Below are 18,826 nucleotides of genomic sequence, written 5' to 3' on the forward strand. Positions count from 1 at the left end.
CCGGGGCGTGGAGTGGGAGTTCGACCGGATCACGCTGTCCCCGGAGTTCTCCCGCAACGTGGTGACCCGGCTGCTGGTCGAGCGTGCCGAGCACGGGGGCTGGGAGCTCGACCGGCTGCAGATCGGGCCCGACGGAGTACGCCGGGTCGTGCTGCGGCGCAAGATCATCCGACAGCTGCGGACCGCCTGACCCGCTCCGGGGCGGCCTCAGACCTGGTCGAGGAACCGGTCGAAGACCCGCGCCCCGAACTCCAGCGCGTCCACCGGCACCCGCTCGTCGACGCCGTGGAAGAGCGCGGTGAAGTCCAGGTCGGACGGGAGTCGCAGCGGGGCGAACCCGTAGGAGCGCATGCCCAGCTTGTTGAAGTGCTTGGCGTCGGTTCCGCCGCTCATCAGGTACGGCGCGACGATGGCGTCGGGGTCCTCGGCCAGGATCGAGCGTCCCATCGCGTCGACCAGGTGTCCCTCGTACGGCGTCTCCCAGGGCTGCTGCTTGGACACGTACTCGATGTCGATGTTCTCCCCGCAGAGCTCGGCGAGGGTGGCGAAGAACTCGTCCTCGAAGCCGGGCAGGAAGCGCCCGTCGACGTGGGCGCTCGCCTCGGTCGGGATGACGTTCACCTTGTAGCCGGCGCTGAGCATCGTCGGGTTCGTGGTGTTGCGCAGAACCGCGCCCAGCATCCGGGCGGCGCCGCCGAACTCCTCGACCAGGCTCTGCGCGTTCTCCGGCGTGGCCTCAGTGCCGGCCAGGTCGGCGACGGCGGCCAGCAGGGTCTTCATCGTCGGTGTGAGACGCACCGGCCAGTCGTGAGCACCGATCCGGGCCACCGCCGCGGCCAGCTCGGTGACGGCGTTGTCGTGGTTGATCATCGACCCGTGACCGGCCCGGCCGCGGGCCGTCAGCTTCATCCAGGCCATCCCCTTCTCGGCCGCCTCGATCAGGTAGAGCCGCCGGCCGCGAACCGTGGTGCTGAAACCGCCGACCTCGCCGACGGCCTCGGTGCAGCCCTCGAGCGCCTCACGGTGGCGCTCGACGATCTGCTCGGCGCCGTGGTGGCCGCCCGCCTCCTCGTCCGCGGTGAAGGCGAGCACGATCGGACGCTCGGGCACCCGACCGGCCCGGGCCCGGGCGCGGACCACGGAGAGCAGCATGGCGTCGAAGTCCTTCATGTCGACCGCGCCCCGGCCCCAGACGTAGCCGTCCCGGATCTCCCCGGAGAAGGGGTCGACCTGCCAGTCCTCGGCCGCGGCCGGCACCACGTCCAGGTGACCATGCAGCAGGAGCGCGTCGCCCTCGGTGCCGCCCCAGCGCGCCACGACCGACGTACGCCCCGGGGTGTCCTCGTAGAGGGTCGACTCGATCCCCACCTCGTCGAGCAGGGTGGCGACGTACTCGGCTGCCTTGCGCTCCCCCGGACCCTCCTGGTCGCCGTAGTTCGAGGTGTCGATGCGGATCAGGTCCCGGCACAGGTCGACGACCTCACCTGCCGGGTCGTGGGCCGGGTCGTGGGCTCGCTCGGGATGCGCCGGGTCGGTCTCACGTGGGGTGGCAGCCATGCGTCCATCCTGACACCTCGGTGGACCGATGCCGATGTCAGAGTTGGCCCACTCCTTTGCTATGGTTCCGAGGCACTCGTCCGGGTGGCGGAATTGGCAGACGCGCTAGCTTGAGGTGCTAGTGCCCGTATTAGGGCGTGGGGGTTCAAGTCCCCCCTCGGACACTGGAAAGGCCCCGGCTCCACGGGGCCTTTTCTTCATTTCGGGCCCGCCTCCGACAGGAGTGCCCGGCGACCCGGGACGATCGGCACTGGTCGGCGGCGGCGCCGCGGCACATCGTGGGGGGATGAAGCAGCCCACGAACGACCAGACCGTGGCCCGAGAGGCGCTCGAGAGCCTGACCACCCGTCTGGCCGACCATCGCATCCTCAACATCCAGTGCCGGCACGGGCACCACGTCGCAGCGGTCTACGAGACGCCTGCGGGCCTGATCTACCGGGCGGGCACTGGGCCGCACGCCCACGGCTCCAAGGACTTCGTGGACACCGCGCACGGCAGCGCCGTGCGCGGCAACGAGTACACCGATCTGCTGCACCCCGACCCGATGGCCTCCGACGAACTCCCGGCGTGGTGCGACTGCGGACACCGGACCCTGTCACGCGGTGACCTGCTGGCAAGCATGCATGCCGGCAAGGGGACGATCCACCTGCGCTGACGAGCCGGCGGCAAGGGGATGCAGTTCCGCCCGACGGTCACCGTCGCCGAGCCGGCGCCGAGCCGGCGCCGACGAGGGCGGACTGACGGCCATGAGCCTCACGGCCGTGGCACAGCGCCTCGGAGTCGCAACCCCGTCCCTGAACAGCCACATACGCAACCTCTCCGCCCTGCGGCGGCTCGTCGCGCTGGAGGGCTGCCGAGAACTCGAACAGGCATTCCTCGAGGCGACCGACACCTCCCCGGGGGCTGAGGGTCTGCGTCGGGCGGCTGACTCCTATCGCACGTTCGCGCGAGACCATCCCGGCCTGTACGAGGCCCTGCTGCCCGCCCCTGCCCCCCACGAGGACGGCGAGCTCGCCGCCGCCATGGCTGCCCCGGTCGTCGTCCTCGGTGAACTGTTGCGTGACCTCGGGGCCGAGCCCGACCAGGCTGTCCACCTCATCCGAGCCCTCCGCAGCACGCTGCACGGCTTCGTCACGCTGGAGCGCGACTCCGGCTTCGGCCTACCGACCGACGTCGACGAGAGCTGGCGCACCACCGTGGACCTCATGGTGCGTGGCATCTGCGAGGCGCTCGCCTGAGTGTTTTCTTGACTCGTTCCAGAAAATCGTCGAGAGTGGGGCGATGCCCCTGACCGCGAGCTTCGAGCAGATGCTGCGCGAGGCCGAGCTCCGGGTCACTCGTCCCCGGGTGGCCGTGCTGAATGCTGTGCACGCCCACCCCCACGCGGACACGGACCTGATCTACGCAGCGGTCCGTGCCGACCTCGGGGAGGTCTCCCACCAGGCCGTCTACGACGTGCTGCGTGCCCTGACCGGCGCGGGTCTCGTCCGTCGGATCCAGCCCACCAACTCGGTGGCGCGCTACGAGTCCCGGGTGGGCGACAACCACCACCACGTCGTGTGCCGTTCGTGCGGTCTGATCGCCGACGTCGACTGTGCCGTCGGCACGACCCCGTGTCTGACCGCCTCCGAGGACCACGGCTTCTCGATCGACGAGGCCGAGGTCATCTACTGGGGCCAGTGCCCCACCTGCACGACCGCACCACCCTCCTGACCCGCTCGAGCCAGTACCCGTTCCGGAAGGATTCCCGTGCCAGAGAACCACGATGCAGTAGTCGGCGACATGAACTCGGAGGAGAGCGAGGCGCGCTGCCCCGTTGCCTCCGTGGGGCCGCGCAACCACCCCACCGAAGGGGCGGGCAACCGTGACTGGTGGCCCAACCAGCTCAACCTGAAGATCCTGCGCAAGCACCCCGCCGTGGCCAACCCGATGGGCGAGGAGTTCGACTACTCCGAGGCCTTCCAGAGCCTCGACCTCGACGCCCTGGCCCGGGACATCGACGAGCTGATGACCACCTCGCAGGACTGGTGGCCGGCGGACTTCGGTCACTACGGCGGCCTCTTCATCCGGATGGCGTGGCACAGCGCCGGCACCTACCGGATCAGCGACGGTCGAGGCGGCGCCGGTGCCGGCATGCAGCGGTTCGCGCCGCTCAACAGCTGGCCGGACAACGCCAACCTCGACAAGGCCCGCCGCCTGCTCTGGCCGATCAAGAAGAAGTACGGCAACAAGATCTCCTGGGCCGACCTGATGGTCTTCACCGGCAACCGTGCCCTGGAGACGATGGGGCTGAAGACCTTCGGCTTCGCCGGTGGTCGCGAGGACGTCTGGGAGCCCGACGAGGACGTGTACTGGGGCCCGGAGCAGACGTGGCTCGGCGATGAGCGCTACACCGGCGACCGCGAGCTCGAGGGTCCGCTGGCCGCCGTACAGATGGGCCTGATCTACGTGAACCCGGAGGGCCCCAACGGCCAGCCCGACCCCCTCGCGTCGGCCCGCGACATCCGCGAGACCTTCGGCCGGATGGCGATGAACGACGAGGAGACGGTGGCGCTGATCGCCGGCGGGCACACCTTCGGCAAGACCCATGGTGCGGCCGACCCGGACGAGCACATCGGCGCCGAGCCCGAGGGCGCGGGGCTGGAGGAGCAGGGCCTCGGTTGGCGCAACTCCTACGCCAGCGGCAAGGGCCGCGACACCATCACCAGCGGCCTCGAGGTCACCTGGACCCCGAACCCGAAGCAGTGGGACAACGGCTTCTTCGAGACCCTCTTCGGCTACGAGTGGGAGCTGACCACCAGCCCGGCCGGTGCCCAGCAGTGGGTGGCCAAGGACGGCGCCGGTGCGAACACCGTCCCCGACCCCGAGGACGGCTCGCTTAACCGGCCGCCGACGATGCTCACCACCGACCTGGCGCTGCGCTTCGACCCGATCTACGAGCCGATCTCGCGCAACTTCCTGGAGAACCCCGACCAGTTCGCGGACGCCTTCGCTCGCGCCTGGTTCAAGCTGACCCACCGCGACATGGGTCCGGTCCAGCGCTACCTCGGCCCGCTGGTTCCCGAGGAGACGCTGCTCTGGCAGGACCCGGTGCCGGCCGTCGACCACGAACTGGTCGACGACGCCGACGTGGCGGCACTCAAGGAGCAGGTCCTGGCCACGGGGCTCTCGGTCTCGCAGCTGGTGTCCACGGCGTGGGCGTCGGCCTCGACGTTCCGGGGCAGCGACAAGCGCGGCGGGGCGAACGGCGCGCGGATCCGCCTGCAGCCGCAGAGCAGCTGGGAGGTCAACAACCCCGACGAGCTGGCCGGCGTGCTGCGCACGCTGGAGGGCGTGCGGGAGGCCTTCAACGCCGCGCAGGACGGCGGCAAGCGGATCTCGCTGGCCGACCTGATCGTGCTCGCGGGTGCCGCCGGGGTCGAGAAGGCTGCGCGTGCCGCCGGCCACGACCTCACCGTGCCCTTCACCCCGGGTCGCACCGATGCCACGCAGGAGCAGACGGACGCCGAGTCGTTCGCTCCTCTCGAGCCCACCGCGGACGGCTTCCGCAACTACGTGGGCAAGGCCGACCGGCTGCCGGCCGAGTTCCGGCTGGTGGACCGGGCGAACCTGCTGACGCTGAGCGCACCCGAGATGACCGTGCTCGTGGGCGGTCTGCGGGTCCTCGGCGCCAACCACGCCGGCTCGCAGGCGGGGGTCCTCACCGAGCGGCCCGAGACCCTGACGAACGACTTCTTCGTGAACCTGCTCGACATGGGCATCACGTGGTCGTCGACCTCCGACGAGCAGGAGATGTTCGAGGCCCGCAACGCCTCGGGCGACGTGGTGTGGACCGGCAGCCGGGTCGACCTGGTGTTCGGCTCCAACTCCGAGCTGCGCGCACTCGCCGAGGTGTACGCCAGTGACGATGCAGGCGAGAAGTTCGTGTGTGACTTCGTCGCGGCGTGGGACAAGGTGATGATGCTGGACCGCTTCGACCTGGTCTGACGGTGGGTTGTCGGGATCCCCGGAGATCCGGGGATTCCGACGCTTCCATGGCAATGCAACCCGTGAGAAGCGTCAGAAGTGCTGGGGAAGCTCGGGTGATCGCGCCTCATCGCCCACGCTCGCACGGCCAGCCGCCCGCGAGGCCCCATCGTGGGCCAGCGCCATGTCGTCCGCCCGAACTCGACGTACTTGTCCGGGTTTCCTAGCGCTTCTAGGCCATTGCAACCCGTGTGAAGCGCGGGGATCCCCGGAGATCCGGGGATCCCGGCAGCTCACTCCTCGATGGTGTGGACGGCAGCCTCTTCGGCGCTCGCGCCGGCCCCGTCGATGCCCTCGTCCTCGGCGAAACGGTCGTCGTCGGAGCCCTCCGCCAGCAGGCGGCCGGTGCGGGTCGAACCCACCTCACGCCCCGTCGGGAAGTCGACGCTGTCGTCGTCCTCGACCTCGTCGCCCTGTTCCCAGACCTCCGGCTCCTCCTGGCGCATGCGCTCCTCGAGCGTCTCGCCCTCGAGCTCCTCGCGGGCGGTGACGCCCTTCGCGGTCACTCCCCGGTAGTTCTCGGGCGGCGAGATGCCCTCGTCGAGGATGTCGTCGACGCCCCGGTCGTCCAGGGTGTCCTCTGGCTGCAGCTGGCCGTCTCCCATCCTCCGACCGTAGCCCTTTCCTGCTCGTGCCACCATCAGGACCTACGCACACCAGGGGGTACGGCGACCCCACCGACCGGCAGGAGACCCGATGAGCAGCACCAAGGTGGAGTTCCCGGGGTCCCAGGACGCGTCACTCGCCGGCCGGCTCGACCTGCCCGACGGCCAGGTGCGGGCGATGGCGCTCTTCGCCCACTGCTTCACCTGCGGCAAGGACGTCGTCGCGGCCTCACGCATCGCCAAGGCCCTGAATGCCCGCGGGATCGGTGTCCTCAGGTTCGACTTCACCGGCCTCGGCTCCTCCGAGGGCGACTTCGCCCACACCAACTTCACCTCGAACATCGAGGACCTGCGCCGCGCCGCCGACTTCCTGCGCGAGCGGCACACGGCCCCCACCCTGCTGATCGGCCACTCACTCGGGGGCGCGGCCGTCCTGGCCACCGCGGCCCACGTCCCCGAGGCGCGTGCGGTCGTCACCATCGCGGCGCCGGCCGACACCGACCATCTCGTCCACCTGCTCAGCGACAGCCTGGACGACATCGAGGCCGCCGGCGAGGCCGAGGTGTGCCTGGCGGACCGACCGTTCCGGATCCAGCGGCAGTTCCTCGATGACCTCGCCGACCAGCCGCAGGCCGAACGGATCCGCAACCTCGGCCGCGCCCTGCTCGTGATGCACTCCCCCACCGACGAGACCGTCGACGTCGACAACGCGCGCAGGATCTTCGAGGCGGCCCGGCACCCGAAGTCCTTCGTCTCCGTGGACGGTGCGAACCATCTCCTCACCGGTCCGGCGGATGCCCGGTTCGCGGCCGACGTGATCGCCGCCTGGGTGGAGCGCTACCTCGACGCCGACGACTCCCCTGCCAGCGGCGAGGTCGAGGACGGCAGCGTCGTCGTCGCCGAGACCAGCGTCGGCCACCTCACCCAGCGGATCACGGTCGGCGGGCACGAGCTGGTGGCCGACGAGCCCACACCCCTGGGCGACGACACCGGCCCGTCGCCGTACGACCTGGTGCTGGCCGGCCTGGGTGCCTGCACGTCGATGACCCTGAGGATGTACGCCGATCGCAAGCAGTGGCCCCTGGAGCGCGTCACCGTCTCGCTGAACCACTCCCGGATCCATGCCGAGGACTGCGCCGACTGCGAGACCCGCACCGGCCACCTCGACCACGTCGAGCGGACGATCACGCTCGAGGGCGACCTCGACGACGACCAGCGAGAGCGCTTGCTGTCCATCGCGGACAAGTGCCCGGTGCACCGCACGCTGAACAGCGAGGTCGTCATCGCCACCACGCTGGTCACGCCCTGACCGACGGCGCTCAGGGCTGGAGCCGACGCCGGGTCGGCAGCTCCGGTACGTCGGCACGCTCGGCCTTCGGCTGGTGCTGCTCGATCCTGCGGGCCAGCCGACCACTCCAGAGCGACGCTGTCATCCCGTGCAGGAAGACGCTGAGCAGCACCGTCCAGGCAGCGACTGTGAAGACCGTGCCACCTCCCGGGGTGTCCAGCTCCTCGACAACGACCAGGGCGAACAGGATCGAGGCCAGCCCCCGGGGCCCGAACCAGCCGAGGAACAACCGGGTCTCCACCAGGGTTCCGGACCCGATCAGGGCCAGCAGGACTGGCAGCATCCGCACCACGGTCAGCGACAACAGCGCGTAGAGCAGGATCTGCCAGGACAGGTCGCCGAGGACCGGACCGGCCAGAACAGCGCCGAAGATCACGAACGTGATCGCCGTCAGCAGCTCACCCTCGTCCTCGGTGAAGTCCTGGACGCCCGCACAGTGCCCGCGGGCCACGTGCCCGAACGCCAGCCCTGCCGTGAAGGCGGCGATGAAGCCGTTGCCGCCCAGCAGGTGTGCGCCGGAGAAGGCCAGCACCGCGATCGAGACGGCCGCGAGCTGCCGGTAGACGCCCTCGACCGCGCCGCGGGCAGCCCGCAGGTCCAGGAGTCGGCCCCCGACGTACCCGGCGCTCACGCCGACGGCCAGGCCGACGAGGATCTGCTGGCCGGCGAGGCCCAGCCAGTCCCCCGCCCCCGCCTTCTCGGAGGCGGCGACGAGAGCGATCAGCACGGTGACCACGGGTACGGCGATGCCGTCGTTCAGCCCGCTCTCCACGTTCAGCGTCTGTCGGATCCGCACCGGTAGGCGTCGGTCGCTGACCACCGCCTGACCCAAGGCAGCATCGGTCGGCGCCAGCACGGCGGCCAGCAGGGCGGCTTCGGGCAGGCCCAGCCCCGGCACGAGTACGGCGCCCACGCCCGCGCCCACCAGGATCGTCAGCGGCATCCCGAGCCCGAGCAGCCGCAGCGGCAGGGCCGCCTGCCGGCGCAGCGCCCGCAGGTCGATCCGGATGGCATCGGTGAAGAGGACGAGCACCAGCGTCGCCTCGACCAGGATCGAGACCGCCTCACCCTGGACCGGCAGGTCGAACCAAGCGGTTCCGGCGGAGCCGACCGCCAGGCCGACCGCCGTGAAGACCATGGGGGCCGTGATCGGCGACATCGCGAGGCGCTGCGAGACCAGTGCGTAGCCGAGGACGGCGGCGGCCACGACCAGCAGTTCGATCATCGCGACGGCGTCCTCTCCTGGGCCCCGTCCATGCTGCCACCGGCCCGGGCCCCCGGGCGATCAACGCGCGGTCGCCGTACGGATCATCCGCCGAGCGACTCCAGCATCTTCTCGGCCACCGGGCCCGACGAGGCAGGGTTCTGGCCGGTGTACAGCGTGCGGTCGACGACCACGTTCACGCCCCACGGCTCGCCCTCCTGGAAGTCGGCCCCCAGCGCCTCGAGCCGATCCTGAAGCAGCCACGGAGCGTTGTCGGCAAGGCCCGCCTGCTTCTCCTCCTCGTTCGTGAAGCCGGTCAACCGGTACCCCGAGAACGGCGAGGCGCCACCCTCCTCCGTCGCCAGCAGCGCCGCCGGCGCGTGGCAGACGATCCCGAGCGGGAGGCCCGTGTCGAGTGCCTCGCGCAACAGCTCTGCCGACTGCGGGTCCTGGGAGAGGTCCTCCATCGGACCGTGGCCACCGGGGTAGAAGACCGCGTCATAGGCCGAGAGATCGACGTCGGCCAGGGCCATCGGGCTGCGCAGCTGCTCGAGGCCTTCCAGGAACGCACGGAACCGGTTCGCCTGCTCCTCACCCCCGGCGGCCTCGGGTGCGAGGCTGCCCTGGTCGACGACCGGCTGCACGCCGCCCGGGGTCGCGATCACCACCTCGTGACCGGCCTGCGTGAAGGCCTCGTACGGCGCGACCAGCTCCTCGGCCCAGTAACCGGTCGGGTGGGCGGTGCCGTCGGCCAGAGTCCAATGACGGGCACCGGTGACGACGAACAGGATGCGCTTCATGCGAGGTACTCCTTGAGGAGAGGTTTCGGGGACCCTCGACTCATTCCCGACTAGCCGCGATCCACACGTGCGCGGGAGGAGGTTCCTCAGACCAGGACGTCGCGCCGGCGGAACCACCACAGGCTGACCAGCAGTGGTACGACGAGGTAGAGCGCGCTCACGCCGGTCGAGCGACCCAGCGCCGACCAGTCGATCGTGGCGCCCAGGGCGCCCTGCCAGGCCGTGAATTGATCGGTCAGCAGCCACTCCCCGACCGCCTCGGGCACGTTCGGGATGAACCGCAGGATCTGGTTGACGAAGCTGAACACCAGCATGCCCACGATCGAGGCGCTGCTGTTGCGCGTCACCGTGGAGAGCAGGAAGCCCCAGGCGCTGACCGCCAGCAGGGGTGCGGCGTACGCCGCGAGCGCCAACGCGATGCGCAGCAGCATCGAGGTCTCCGAGAACGTGGGCGCCCCGAAGAACGCCGCCCCCATCGGTCCGCCGAGCGTCACGGGCTTCGCGCCCACCGCGATCGTGCCGATCAGGGTGGCGCTCACGCCGTAGACGAGCAGCAGGACGACGATGTACGTCGCCGCCGCCCCCATCTTCGCCACCAGCAGCGTGGTCCGCGACGTGGAGCGGGTGAGGACGGTCTTCAGGGTGGCGCCGGTGTCCTCCGAGGCGACGATGTCGCCGGCCACCAGCGCCGCGAGCAGCGGCAGCAGCACCAGCGAGGCGAACGCCAACCCGATGAACGGCAGCAGCAGGCCGGAGGTGTTGTAGGCGAGCACGAGGACGTCGCCGGCATCCGGCGTACGCCCACGCCTCTGGCCGTCGGGCGGGCTCAGCGCCAGACCGGTCGCGAAGAGGACGGGGATGAGCACGGCCGCACCGAGGCCGATGAACGTACGCCGCTGGGCGATGAGCTTGCGCACCTCCCAGCGGTAGGCCCTCACGCGGCACTCCCCGACTCGTCGTCCGGCGCAGCCTCGGTGAGCTCGAAGAAGAGCCGTTCCAGCGACGGTGTGTTGGGCACCATGGCGTGGATGCCGACCCCGGCCCGCCCCAGGGCGATCGTCAGCTCCTGTGCAGCGGCCCGGTCGGCGCGGATCAGCAGCTCGCCGTCATCGGTGAGCGCAGCGTGCGTCCCGGCCAGCGAGGCGGCCGCCGCCAGGGCGCGAGCGGGGTCACTCACCCCGAGCCGGTAGTCGTGGTCCCCGTGTCCCTGGCGCAGCTCGTCGAGTGTCCCGGCGAACCGGATCCGGCCCTTCGCCACGACCGCGAGGTCGGTGCAGAGCTGCTCGACCTCGCCCATCAGGTGTGAGGAGAGCAGCACGGTCAGCCCCTCGCCGGCCAGCTCGCCGATCAAGGCCCTCATGTCGCGCATGCCGCCGGGGTCCAAACCGTTGGTCGGCTCGTCGAGGAGTAGCAGTCGGGGTTCGCGCAGCAGCGCAGCGGCCAGTCCGAGGCGCTGCTTCATGCCCTGGGAGTAGCCGCCCACCTTGTCGTTCCCGCGGGCCGAGAGTTCGACGACGCCGAGCACCTGCTCGACCAGGTCGTGGCCGCGTCCGTCGTCCAGGTCCGCCAGCAGGTGCAGGTTGCGACGTGCCGAGAGGTAGGGATAGAACATCGGCGCCTCGACGAAGCCGGCAACCCCGTCGAGTGCAGCGACCCCCACCCGGGCCGGGTCGCGCCCGAAGAGCTCGGCGGAGCCCGAGGTCGGGCGGATCAGACCCATCATGATCCGCAGGGTGGTCGTCTTCCCGGCGCCGTTGGGGCCGAGGAAGCCGAACACCGACCCGTGCTGCACCTCGAGATCGATGCCGTCGACCGCGACGACGTGGCCGAACTCCTTGCGCAGCGCCGTCAACCGGATGGCTGGGACGTCCGCGGGGTCGGTCATCGGTCCAGTCTGCCGGGTGCGCCAAGGCGGCCGAGCGGCCGACGGGTCACCGCTCCGGCGCTCCGACCGGCAGACCGAACGCCCGGGCCATCGAGGGCGCGTTCACTGCTTCGCGCAGCAGCGGGGCGCCCAGCACCTCGCCGTACAGCCGGGCCAGGGAGTAGTGGGTGAGGTACTCGTCGGTGACCACCCCCTCCAGAGAGGGGTGCAGGACGCTCGTGAGCACCTGGTTGTCGGCATCGTCGTCGTCCTCGTCCGCGGTGATCACGATCGCCAGGTCTCCGGTGGCCCAGTCGGGGCCGGACATGGCCAGGCCCACCTGCTCCTGCATCCAGTCGTCGGTGACCGAGAGATCGCAGTCGTGCCCGTCGTTGCAGACGTTGGGGACCACCATGCCGGCGTTCGGCAGCGCGCCGCCGGCCACGTCATCGGCAAAGCCCGCCATCGACACCGAGAACTCCTCGCAGGCATCCCGCTCGTCCACGAAGTAGACCCAGGCGTTGTGCCGGTAGGCATAGCCCTCGGGAGTGTCCTCGCGCTGGCAGTTCTCGGCCATGTCCTCGTTGTAGACGACCGCGGTCCTGCCCAGGTCGAGTGCCTGGCCGAAGATCGACTCGCCCTCGATCCGCAGGTCGTCGGGGTGCAGGTTCGCGTCCACCTCGAAGTCGCTGCCGCCGACCATCGCCAGGTAGTTGGGCAGCGAGGGATGGGTGACGGCGTCGTAGTTGGTCGCGTATCCGTAGCGCTCGGACATTGCGAAGGTCCACGGCATCCGGTCACGCATGCTGCTGAAGGAGTGGTTCTCGACGACGAACACCAGCAGCTTGGTGACCCTCGGCCCGTCCCTCTCCGACTCGCCCGGAGTCGCGGAGGCGGTCTCGCTCGGCGCCGCAGTCGACCCCGCGGGCTGCGAGGCATCCTCGACCGACCCGACCGCACAACCGCTCAGCAGCCCGAGCAGGATCACCCAGGAACCCCCCGTACGTCGTCGCACGCACGCCCCCTCCGACGATCGAGCGGGCGCTCCCCGCCCGCCGCGCCAGTCTAGGGAGGCAGCCACGTCACCGGGTGGTGCCGATAGCCTCCCGGCATGTCCAGTCAGAGCTTCCGGGTCGGGTTCGTCACGGGCGCGACGCCCGACAAGTGGGCGAGGACGTGGCGAGAGCGCACGCCCCGCGATCCGCTGGAGCTGGTGCCGGTCAGCGAACCCGAGCAGGAGCTCGGCCTGCGGGACGGTTCGTTGGACATGTGCCTGGTCCGGCTGCCGATCGATCGGGAGGACCTGCACTGCATCCCGCTCTACGAGGAGGTGCCGGTCGTGGTCAGCGGCCTGGAGCACCTGGTCACCGCGGTGGACGAGGTCACGCTGGCGGACCTCGTGGACGAACAGCTCGTGCTCCCGCACGCCTCCGGCTGGACCCCGGAGGCCGACCAGCTGGAGTGGCCGGCCATGTCGGTCAAGGACGCGATGGAGGTCGTCGCCAGCGGCACCGGCGTGGTGATCGTGCCGATGTCGGTGGCCCGACTTCACCAGCGCAAGGACACGGCGTACCGACCGGTCACCGACCTGCCCACGACCCAGGTCGGCCTGGCCTGGCGCATCGACAACGAGGACCCCCGCGTGCAGACCTTCATCGGCATCGTCCGGGGACGTACGTCACGTAGTTCACGCGGTTAGACAGGCCCCGGTCGGGGGTAGACGTGAGATGACGCACGAGCCCCGCTCGGGGAGGCTCGTTCAATTTGTGATCGGACCGCCGCGCCTGCAACGGTCGGTGGTTGCCCCCCGCCCCCGATCCCCCCAGGAGGAAGCGCCGACGGCGCTGAGATGTTGTGAAGACCTCGAATGAGACGACCCCGCCCGGCCACGACGGCCAGACGACCCGGAACAGCCTTGCCTCCAGGGTCGGGGCCCCTGACGGGGTCCTGCCGCACCCGGCCCTCGACATCGAGATCGACGTCGACGACACCCCCCAGCGGCGACTCGACCGCGTCGTGTTCGGCATCACTGCAGTCTTCGCGGTCGCCTTCCTGATCTGGGGCTTCGTGAGCACGTCCTCGCTCGCGGACGTCTCCGGCACGTCCTTGGCCTGGACCATGGACAACACCGGGTGGCTGTTCGTGACCACCTCGAGCGCCTTCGTGGTGTTCGTGCTGTGGCTGGCCCTGAGCCGGTTCGGCAACATCACCCTGGGTCGCGACGACGAGGAGCCGGAGTTCCGGACGGTCTCGTGGGTCGCGATGATGTTCAGCGCGGGGATGGGCATCGGCCTGATGTTCTACGGCGTCAGCGAGCCGATCAGCCACTTCGTCAATCCGCCGCCGGGCACCGGGGACCCCGGGAACGCTGAAGCCGTCCAGCACGCGATGGCGACCACCCTCTTCCACTGGACCCTGCACCCGTGGGCGATCTACGCCGTCGTCGGTCTCGCCATCGCGTACGGCGTCTACCGCAAGGGTCGGCTCCAGCTGATCTCGGCCGCCTTCGAGCCGCTCATCGGCCACCACGCCCACGGTCGGTGGGGCAAGGTCATCGACATCCTGGCGATCTTCGCCACCCTGTTCGGTTCCGCCGCCTCCCTGGGCCTGGGCGCCCTGCAGATCCGCAGCGGACTGCAGATCGTCTCCGGCATCGGCCAGATCGGCAACGCGGTCCTGGTCGGGATCATCGCCCTGCTCACCATCGCGTTCGTCGTCTCCGCGGTCACCGGCGTGGCCAAGGGCATCCAGATCCTCTCCAACATCAACATGGTGCTGGCCCTGATCCTGGCGGTCTTCGTCTTCGTGGTCGGGCCCACCGTCTTCATCCTGAACCTGCTGCCCACCGCCATCGGCAGCTACTTCGCCGACCTGCCGATGATGTCGGCGCGGACCGCCGCCGAGGGCGGCCCGGTGACCGAGTGGCTGCAGAGCTGGACGATCTTCTACTGGGCCTGGTGGCTCTCCTGGACGCCTTTCGTCGGGATGTTCATCGCCCGGATCTCGCGCGGCCGCACCATCCGCCAGTTCGTCACCGGCGTGCTGCTGGTGCCCAGCCTGGTGAGCCTGGTCTGGTTCGCGATCTTCGGCGGTGCGGCGATCGACCTGCAGCAGAAGGGCACCGACATCGCCGGTGCCGGTGGCGTCGAGTCCCAACTGTTCACCACGCTCGAGTCGTTCCCGTTCGCCACGGTCTCCAGCATCCTGGTCATGCTCCTGGTGGCGATCTTCTTCGTCTCCGGCGCCGATGCGGCCTCGATCGTGATGGGCACGCTCTCCGAGCGCGGCACCATCGAACCGAGCCGCCCCACGGTGATCTTCTGGGGTGTGGCCACCGGCGCCGTGGCTGCCGTGATGCTGCTCGTCGGGGGCTCGGACGCCCTGTCCGGACTGCAGACGATCACCATCGTGGCCGCGCTGCCGTTCGTGCTGGTGATGGTCGGCCTCGCGGTCGCCCTGGTCAAGGACCTGCGGCAGGACCCCCTGATGGTGCGCCAGAAGTACGCCGCCGAGGCGGTCGAGCAGGCCGTCATCGCCGGTGTCATCGAGCACGGCGACGACTTCGTGCTCACGGTCGAGCGGGACCCCGAGGCCGACTGACGGCTCAGGATCGCGGCGGCTGGGGCCGTTGGTGCCCCAGCTCGCCGCCGATCCGACCACCGTACGGGCGGCCGTGGTCGGCGAACTCCTCGCGGTAGTACGACATCCGCCAGACCCCCAGTTCCACCCGGGCTCCGGTGCGCAAGGCGCTGTGCCGGGTGGGAGCCCCGTGCACCTTCACGTTCGACTGCTCGGTGACGAGCACGAACTCGTCGTTCTCGTCGTGGCGTACTTCGGCATGCACCTGCGCCAGCCCCGGCAGCACGACGTCGCACGTGGGCGCCGACCCGATGGTCGTCACCCGGTCGTCGAGCCAGAAGATCGCCTGACGTTCACCGGGCATGGAGCTCTCGTTCACGGCCATCACCAGACGTGCACCCCCTCCGCGGGCCGGGTCGTGGGTCGTCGTCACCGGCCGCCGCGGACGTCGCTGGAAGGTGGGAGCCAACGGGAACATCGTGGGCGGCGGCACGAGCGCGGCCCCCGGGAGCACCCCGACGGTCCGGCGCGACCTGGAGCGCGCCGAGGTCCAGGCGCCCCGCAGGCTGCCGAGCCGGATGTGCCGCGATCGCGTCGCCGGTCGCTGCCACCACGGCGACCTCGTGGCGCCGATCGTGACGAGGTGCTCGCCGTCGTGCACGACGGCGATCGAGACGCCACGCCCCGCCAGCTGATCGGCGAGCGCGCGGATCACCGGCGCATCCTCACTCCCGGCGAAGGCCGAGGGGTCGTCGACCTTGAGCTGCAGGCGGTTGCGTGCGCCCCGGAGCGTCCCGTGCACCGGAGGCCTGCCCTCCACCGCGACCTCGAACTCGAGGTGGGCACTGATGCTCGTCGTGGTCGGCACGGGGTCAGGCCCCGTGCTCGGCACTCGACGACGCGGCACTGTCCTCGGTGGTGATCTGCAGCGTCCCGTTCAACTTCCAGGTCGCGCGCGGAGCGTTCTCCCCCGTGTCGCGCGGCACCTCGATGCTCATGTCGATGAAGCGGTAGTTGATGGCGGCGCGACGCCCGGTGAGAAATGACCACATCTTGCGGCCGAGGTCGGTCCAGTCGACCACCTCCGTGCCGGTGTCCTCGACTGACTGGCTGCTGATCGACATGTCCTGTCTCCCCCGCTAATTGTCATCACGTTCCTCAACGGGTTGTTGAGGTATGGTGTCGATCATGACCCCGGAACGTGCCGAAACGCAAGAGCAGACCCCCGATTCGACCCTCTCCATCGGCGACCTCGCCCGCCGTACCGGACTGAGTCCGGCCACTCTGCGCATGTGGGAGACCCGGCACGGTTTCCCCGTGGCCCGACGCCTGGAGAGCGGCCATCGCCGCTACACGGAGGCGGATGTGGCGAGCGTCGAGCTGGTCAGCCGGCGGCGGGACGCGGGTGTCCGGCTGGAAGTGGCCATCGCCGAGGTCCTCGACCTTGCCCGACCAACCACGCCGTCGGTCTTCGCCGAGCTCCGCCGCCGTCACCCTGGCCTGGCCACCCAGCGGCTGAAGAAGTCGACGTTGCTGGCGCTGTCGTGGGCGATCGAGGACGAGTTCTGCGCCCGGGCGCAACGCGCCCGGATCTTCGGCGGGTTCCAGCACCAGCGCTACTACCGCCGGGCCGAGCCCCGGTGGACCGAACTGGCCCGGGTTGCCCGCTCCACCATGGTCTTCGCTGCCTTCGACGATGCCGACGCCGCCACCGTCGAGCAGGAAGTCACCCGGGTTCCTCTCGGCCCGACCGAACCGATGCGGCGCGAGTGGGTGATCGTCTGTGACGCCGTCGACCTGCCGGTCGTGCTCACGGCCTGGGAGATCCCCGGACAGGAGGAGACCCCAGAGCGCGACCGGATCTTCGAAGCCGCGTGGACCCTCGACCCGCGGGCGGTTCGGGACGCCGCCCGGGTCTGCGCCCAGGTCGCCCAGGCACACGGCGTCGACGACGCCTCCGGTCTGCTCTACGAGCTCGCCGACGACCCACTCGCGAGACCGCTCGACGCCGCCGGGGCGAGCACACTGTTCAACCGGGTCGTCGCCTACGTGGACCGCTACGGCTCCTGAGGCTCACCAGCTCGTGGCGAGCGGGCGACCCTCCTGGTAGCCGGCCGTCGACTGGATGCCGATCTCGGCGCGCTCGTGCAGCTCGGCGAGCGAGGCCGCCCCGGCGTACGTGCATGCTGAACGCACACCCGAACAGATCTCGTCGATCAGGTCCTCCACGCCCGGTCGCGCCCGGTCGAGGTACATCCGCGACGACGAGATGCCCTCCTCGTAGAGGCCCTTGCGGGCGCGGTCGTACGCCGACTCAGCGGAGGTCCGGTTGGCCACGGCGCGCGCCGACGCCATGCCGAAGGAGACCTTGTACGGGCGCCCGTCGGAGTCGATCATCAGGTCGCCCGGCGACTCGTGGGTGCCGGCGAACCACGAGCCGATCATCACCGACGAAGCCCCGGCCGCCAGGGCGAGGGCGACGTCGCGTGGGTGCCGGACGCCGCCGTCCGCCCAGACGTGCGCGCCGAGCTCGCGGGCAGTGGTGGCGCACTCGAGCACCGCCGAGAACTGTGGCCGACCCACCCCGGTCATCATCCGGGTGGTGCACATCGCACCCGGTCCCACACCGACCTTGACGATGTCCGCGCCGGCCTCCACAAGTGCCCGGGTGCCCTCCGCCGAGACGACGTTGCCGGCCGCGACCGGGACCGAGGGCCGCAGGGCGCGCACCGCGCGCAGCGCCTCCAGCATCCGGTCCTGGTGACCGTGCGCCGTGTCGACGACGAGGCAGTCGACGCCGGCCTCCAGCAGGGCCGAGGCGCGCTGGCCGACGTCCCCGTTCACCCCGATGGCGGCGGCGATGCGCAGGCCGCCCTTCTCGTCGGCCGCCGGCGTGTAGACCGTCGCACGCAGGGCCCCGGTACGGGTCAGGACACCGAGCAGCCGGCCATCGACGTCCACCGCCACCGCCAGACGTGCGTGGGCGGCATCGATCGCGTCGAACGCCTCACGGGGGTGGGTGTGTGCCGCGATCGTCACGGGCGCGGGGTTCATCACGTGCTGCACCTGCGCGAAGCGGTCGACCTCGGCACAGTCCTCCTCGTGCACCACGCCGACCGGGTGCCCGTTCTCGACCACGACCGCGGCCCGGTGCGAGCGCTTGGGGATCAGGGCGAGGGCCTCGGCCACCGTCTGGTGTCGGGAGAGCTCGATCGGCGTGTCGAAGACCAGGTGCCGCGACTTCACCCACCGCACCACGTCGGCCACCACCGGCAACGGGATGTCCTGCGGGATCACCGTGAGGCCGCCCCGGCGAGCAACGGTCTCGGCCATGCGTTTGCCGGCGATCGCCGTCATGTTCGCCACGACCAACGGGAGGGTGGCGCCGGTGCCGTCCGTGGTGGCGAGATCGACGTCGTACCGGCTGGCGATCGCGGAGTGACGCGGCACCATGAAGACGTCGTTGTAGGTCAGGTCGTACGGCGGGGTGGTGTCATCGAGAAAGCGCACGGGCCGACGCTACGCGATCGCGACCGCCACGCCGACCCGTCGGCCGCTGCCTAGGCTGTCGACATGACCTTCGCCGACCCGGGCACCGCCGGAGACCTCGTCGCCTCGGTGCGGCACGGATTCCGGCAGGCGTTCGGTCGCGACTGCTCGGTGGTGGCCCGGGCTCCCGGCCGGGTGAACCTGATCGGTGAGCACACCGACTACAACGCCGGTCCCTGCCTCCCCCTGGCCCTGCCGCACGCGACCTTCGCCGGCGCCGCTGCCCGCGCCGACGGGCGCGTGCGGCTGACCAGCGCCCAGACGGCCGACGCCTGGGAGGGCGACCTCGCCGAC

Annotated in this window: 20 protein-coding genes and 1 tRNA gene; 11 read left to right on the forward strand and 10 right to left on the reverse strand. The window is 70.5% G+C overall.

What is annotated here, in order from left to right:
* On the forward strand, positions 1–190 hold a 190-nt coding region (locus ABZE72_RS09205; protein ID WP_372728725.1), incomplete at its 5' end, for a DUF5703 family protein.
* 17 nt (positions 191–207) lie between these two features.
* Here the strand turns inward: ABZE72_RS09205 and ABZE72_RS09210 are convergent.
* On the reverse strand, positions 208–1,557 hold the full coding sequence (locus ABZE72_RS09210; RefSeq protein ID WP_372728726.1) for a M20/M25/M40 family metallo-hydrolase: 1,350 nt from the start codon (positions 1,555–1,557) through the stop codon (positions 208–210).
* A 78-nt stretch (positions 1,558–1,635) separates the two neighbouring features.
* On the opposite strand from ABZE72_RS09210, the gene ABZE72_RS09215 reads away from it, so the two are divergent.
* The 5 genes from ABZE72_RS09215 (at position 1,636) to katG (ending at position 5,544) form a co-directional block, all read left to right on the forward strand.
* A tRNA-Leu gene (locus tag ABZE72_RS09215) sits at positions 1,636–1,721 on the forward strand.
* Positions 1,722–1,843: 122 nt separating this feature from the next.
* A complete protein-coding gene (locus ABZE72_RS09220) occupies positions 1,844–2,212 on the forward strand; it encodes a hypothetical protein (RefSeq protein WP_372728727.1) in 369 nt (122 codons plus the stop codon).
* Positions 2,213–2,303: 91 nt separating this feature from the next.
* Positions 2,304–2,795: a TetR-like C-terminal domain-containing protein gene (locus ABZE72_RS09225; RefSeq protein WP_372728728.1), complete on the forward strand. Its 492-nt coding sequence runs from the start codon at positions 2,304–2,306 to the stop codon at positions 2,793–2,795.
* Positions 2,796–2,838: 43 nt separating this feature from the next.
* Positions 2,839–3,270, forward strand: a complete 432-nt coding sequence (locus tag ABZE72_RS09230) for a Fur family transcriptional regulator (RefSeq protein ID WP_372728729.1) — start codon at positions 2,839–2,841, stop codon at positions 3,268–3,270.
* Between the two features lie 69 nt (positions 3,271–3,339).
* Entirely contained in the window at positions 3,340–5,544 is a 2,205-nt protein-coding gene (katG, locus tag ABZE72_RS09235; protein WP_372728744.1) for a catalase/peroxidase HPI, read from the forward strand.
* Positions 5,545–5,816: 272 nt separating this feature from the next.
* Here katG and ABZE72_RS09240 read toward each other — a convergent pair whose 3' ends face one another.
* Positions 5,817–6,188 (reverse strand): DUF5709 domain-containing protein, encoded by a 372-nt coding sequence (locus ABZE72_RS09240; protein ID WP_372728730.1) that lies wholly within the window; start codon positions 6,186–6,188, stop codon positions 5,817–5,819.
* Between the two features lie 91 nt (positions 6,189–6,279).
* Between ABZE72_RS09240 and ABZE72_RS09245 the strand changes: the two genes are divergently transcribed.
* Positions 6,280–7,497 (forward strand): alpha/beta fold hydrolase, encoded by a 1,218-nt coding sequence (locus tag ABZE72_RS09245; RefSeq protein WP_372728731.1) that lies wholly within the window; start codon positions 6,280–6,282, stop codon positions 7,495–7,497.
* 10 nt (positions 7,498–7,507) lie between these two features.
* On the opposite strand, the gene ABZE72_RS09250 is transcribed toward ABZE72_RS09245, so the two are convergent.
* The 5 genes from ABZE72_RS09250 to ABZE72_RS09270 form a co-directional block, all read right to left on the reverse strand.
* Positions 7,508–8,761 (reverse strand): cation:proton antiporter, encoded by a 1,254-nt coding sequence (locus tag ABZE72_RS09250; RefSeq protein ID WP_372728732.1) that lies wholly within the window; start codon positions 8,759–8,761, stop codon positions 7,508–7,510.
* An 83-nt stretch (positions 8,762–8,844) separates the two neighbouring features.
* The gene (locus ABZE72_RS09255) at positions 8,845–9,540 is read right to left on the reverse strand and encodes a type 1 glutamine amidotransferase domain-containing protein (RefSeq protein ID WP_372728733.1); all 696 of its coding nucleotides are present in this window, start codon (positions 9,538–9,540) and stop codon (positions 8,845–8,847) included.
* Positions 9,541–9,626: 86 nt separating this feature from the next.
* Positions 9,627–10,478 carry an ABC transporter permease subunit gene (locus ABZE72_RS09260; RefSeq protein ID WP_372728734.1) on the reverse strand — a complete coding sequence of 284 codons (852 nt, stop codon included), beginning with the start codon at positions 10,476–10,478 and terminating at the stop codon, positions 9,627–9,629.
* On the reverse strand, positions 10,475–11,425 hold the full coding sequence (locus tag ABZE72_RS09265) for an ATP-binding cassette domain-containing protein (RefSeq protein WP_372728735.1): 951 nt from the start codon (positions 11,423–11,425) through the stop codon (positions 10,475–10,477). Before ABZE72_RS09265 ends, ABZE72_RS09260 begins: the two co-directional genes overlap by 4 nt.
* Before the next feature lie 46 nt (positions 11,426–11,471).
* A complete protein-coding gene (locus tag ABZE72_RS09270; protein WP_372728736.1) occupies positions 11,472–12,419 on the reverse strand; it encodes an alkaline phosphatase family protein in 948 nt (315 codons plus the stop codon).
* Positions 12,420–12,515: 96 nt separating this feature from the next.
* Between ABZE72_RS09270 and ABZE72_RS09275 the strand changes: the two genes are divergently transcribed.
* Together ABZE72_RS09275 and ABZE72_RS09280 are read left to right on the forward strand one after the other, a co-directional pair.
* Complete coding sequence (locus ABZE72_RS09275) at positions 12,516–13,103, forward strand: LysR family substrate-binding domain-containing protein (RefSeq protein WP_372728737.1); 588 nt, start codon at positions 12,516–12,518, stop codon at positions 13,101–13,103.
* A gap of 155 nt (positions 13,104–13,258) precedes the next feature.
* Positions 13,259–15,004: a BCCT family transporter gene (locus tag ABZE72_RS09280; protein WP_372728738.1), complete on the forward strand. Its 1,746-nt coding sequence runs from the start codon at positions 13,259–13,261 to the stop codon at positions 15,002–15,004.
* Positions 15,005–15,008: 4 nt separating this feature from the next.
* On the opposite strand, the gene ABZE72_RS09285 is transcribed toward ABZE72_RS09280, so the two are convergent.
* Together ABZE72_RS09285 and ABZE72_RS09290 are read right to left on the reverse strand one after the other, a co-directional pair.
* Complete coding sequence (locus tag ABZE72_RS09285; RefSeq protein ID WP_372728739.1) at positions 15,009–15,851, reverse strand: FHA domain-containing protein; 843 nt, start codon at positions 15,849–15,851, stop codon at positions 15,009–15,011.
* Positions 15,852–15,855: 4 nt separating this feature from the next.
* Entirely contained in the window at positions 15,856–16,107 is a 252-nt protein-coding gene (locus tag ABZE72_RS09290; RefSeq protein WP_372728740.1) for a hypothetical protein, read from the reverse strand.
* A 64-nt stretch (positions 16,108–16,171) separates the two neighbouring features.
* Between ABZE72_RS09290 and ABZE72_RS09295 the strand changes: the two genes are divergently transcribed.
* Positions 16,172–17,053, forward strand: coding sequence for a DICT sensory domain-containing protein (locus tag ABZE72_RS09295; protein WP_372728741.1), 882 nt, complete (start codon positions 16,172–16,174; stop codon positions 17,051–17,053).
* 3 nt (positions 17,054–17,056) lie between these two features.
* On the opposite strand, the gene ABZE72_RS09300 is transcribed toward ABZE72_RS09295, so the two are convergent.
* Positions 17,057–18,493: a GuaB1 family IMP dehydrogenase-related protein gene (locus tag ABZE72_RS09300; protein ID WP_372728742.1), complete on the reverse strand. Its 1,437-nt coding sequence runs from the start codon at positions 18,491–18,493 to the stop codon at positions 17,057–17,059.
* 63 nt (positions 18,494–18,556) lie between these two features.
* Here ABZE72_RS09300 and ABZE72_RS09305 point away from each other — a divergent pair.
* Positions 18,557–18,826: galactokinase family protein (locus ABZE72_RS09305; RefSeq protein ID WP_372728743.1), on the forward strand; the 270-nt coding region annotated here is incomplete at its 3' end.

The sequence above is a fragment of the Nocardioides sp. genome, assembly GCF_041600255.1.
Lineage (GTDB): Bacteria > Actinomycetota > Actinomycetes > Propionibacteriales > Nocardioidaceae > Nocardioides.

Bases quoted from the DNA above. Each gene is read 5' to 3' on its own strand.
- ABZE72_RS09220 (WP_372728727.1), top strand. From the start codon at position 1,844: ATGAAGCAGCCCACGAACGACCAGACCGTGGCCCGAGAGGCGCTCGAG.
- ABZE72_RS09250 (WP_372728732.1), bottom strand. From the start codon at position 8,761: ATGATCGAACTGCTGGTCGTGGCCGCCGCCGTCCTCGGCTACGCACTG.
- ABZE72_RS09295 (WP_372728741.1), top strand. From the start codon at position 16,172: ATGACCCCGGAACGTGCCGAAACGCAAGAGCAGACCCCCGATTCGACC.
- ABZE72_RS09245 (WP_372728731.1), top strand. From the start codon at position 6,280: ATGAGCAGCACCAAGGTGGAGTTCCCGGGGTCCCAGGACGCGTCACTC.
- ABZE72_RS09265 (WP_372728735.1), bottom strand. From the start codon at position 11,425: ATGACCGACCCCGCGGACGTCCCAGCCATCCGGTTGACGGCGCTGCGC.
- ABZE72_RS09230 (WP_372728729.1), top strand. From the start codon at position 2,839: ATGCCCCTGACCGCGAGCTTCGAGCAGATGCTGCGCGAGGCCGAGCTC.
- ABZE72_RS09275 (WP_372728737.1), top strand. From the start codon at position 12,516: ATGTCCAGTCAGAGCTTCCGGGTCGGGTTCGTCACGGGCGCGACGCCC.
- ABZE72_RS09290 (WP_372728740.1), bottom strand. From the start codon at position 16,107: ATGTCGATCAGCAGCCAGTCAGTCGAGGACACCGGCACGGAGGTGGTC.
- ABZE72_RS09240 (WP_372728730.1), bottom strand. From the start codon at position 6,188: ATGGGAGACGGCCAGCTGCAGCCAGAGGACACCCTGGACGACCGGGGC.
- katG (WP_372728744.1), top strand. From the start codon at position 3,340: ATGAACTCGGAGGAGAGCGAGGCGCGCTGCCCCGTTGCCTCCGTGGGG.
- ABZE72_RS09225 (WP_372728728.1), top strand. From the start codon at position 2,304: ATGAGCCTCACGGCCGTGGCACAGCGCCTCGGAGTCGCAACCCCGTCC.
- ABZE72_RS09255 (WP_372728733.1), bottom strand. From the start codon at position 9,540: ATGAAGCGCATCCTGTTCGTCGTCACCGGTGCCCGTCATTGGACTCTG.
- ABZE72_RS09210 (WP_372728726.1), bottom strand. From the start codon at position 1,557: ATGGCTGCCACCCCACGTGAGACCGACCCGGCGCATCCCGAGCGAGCC.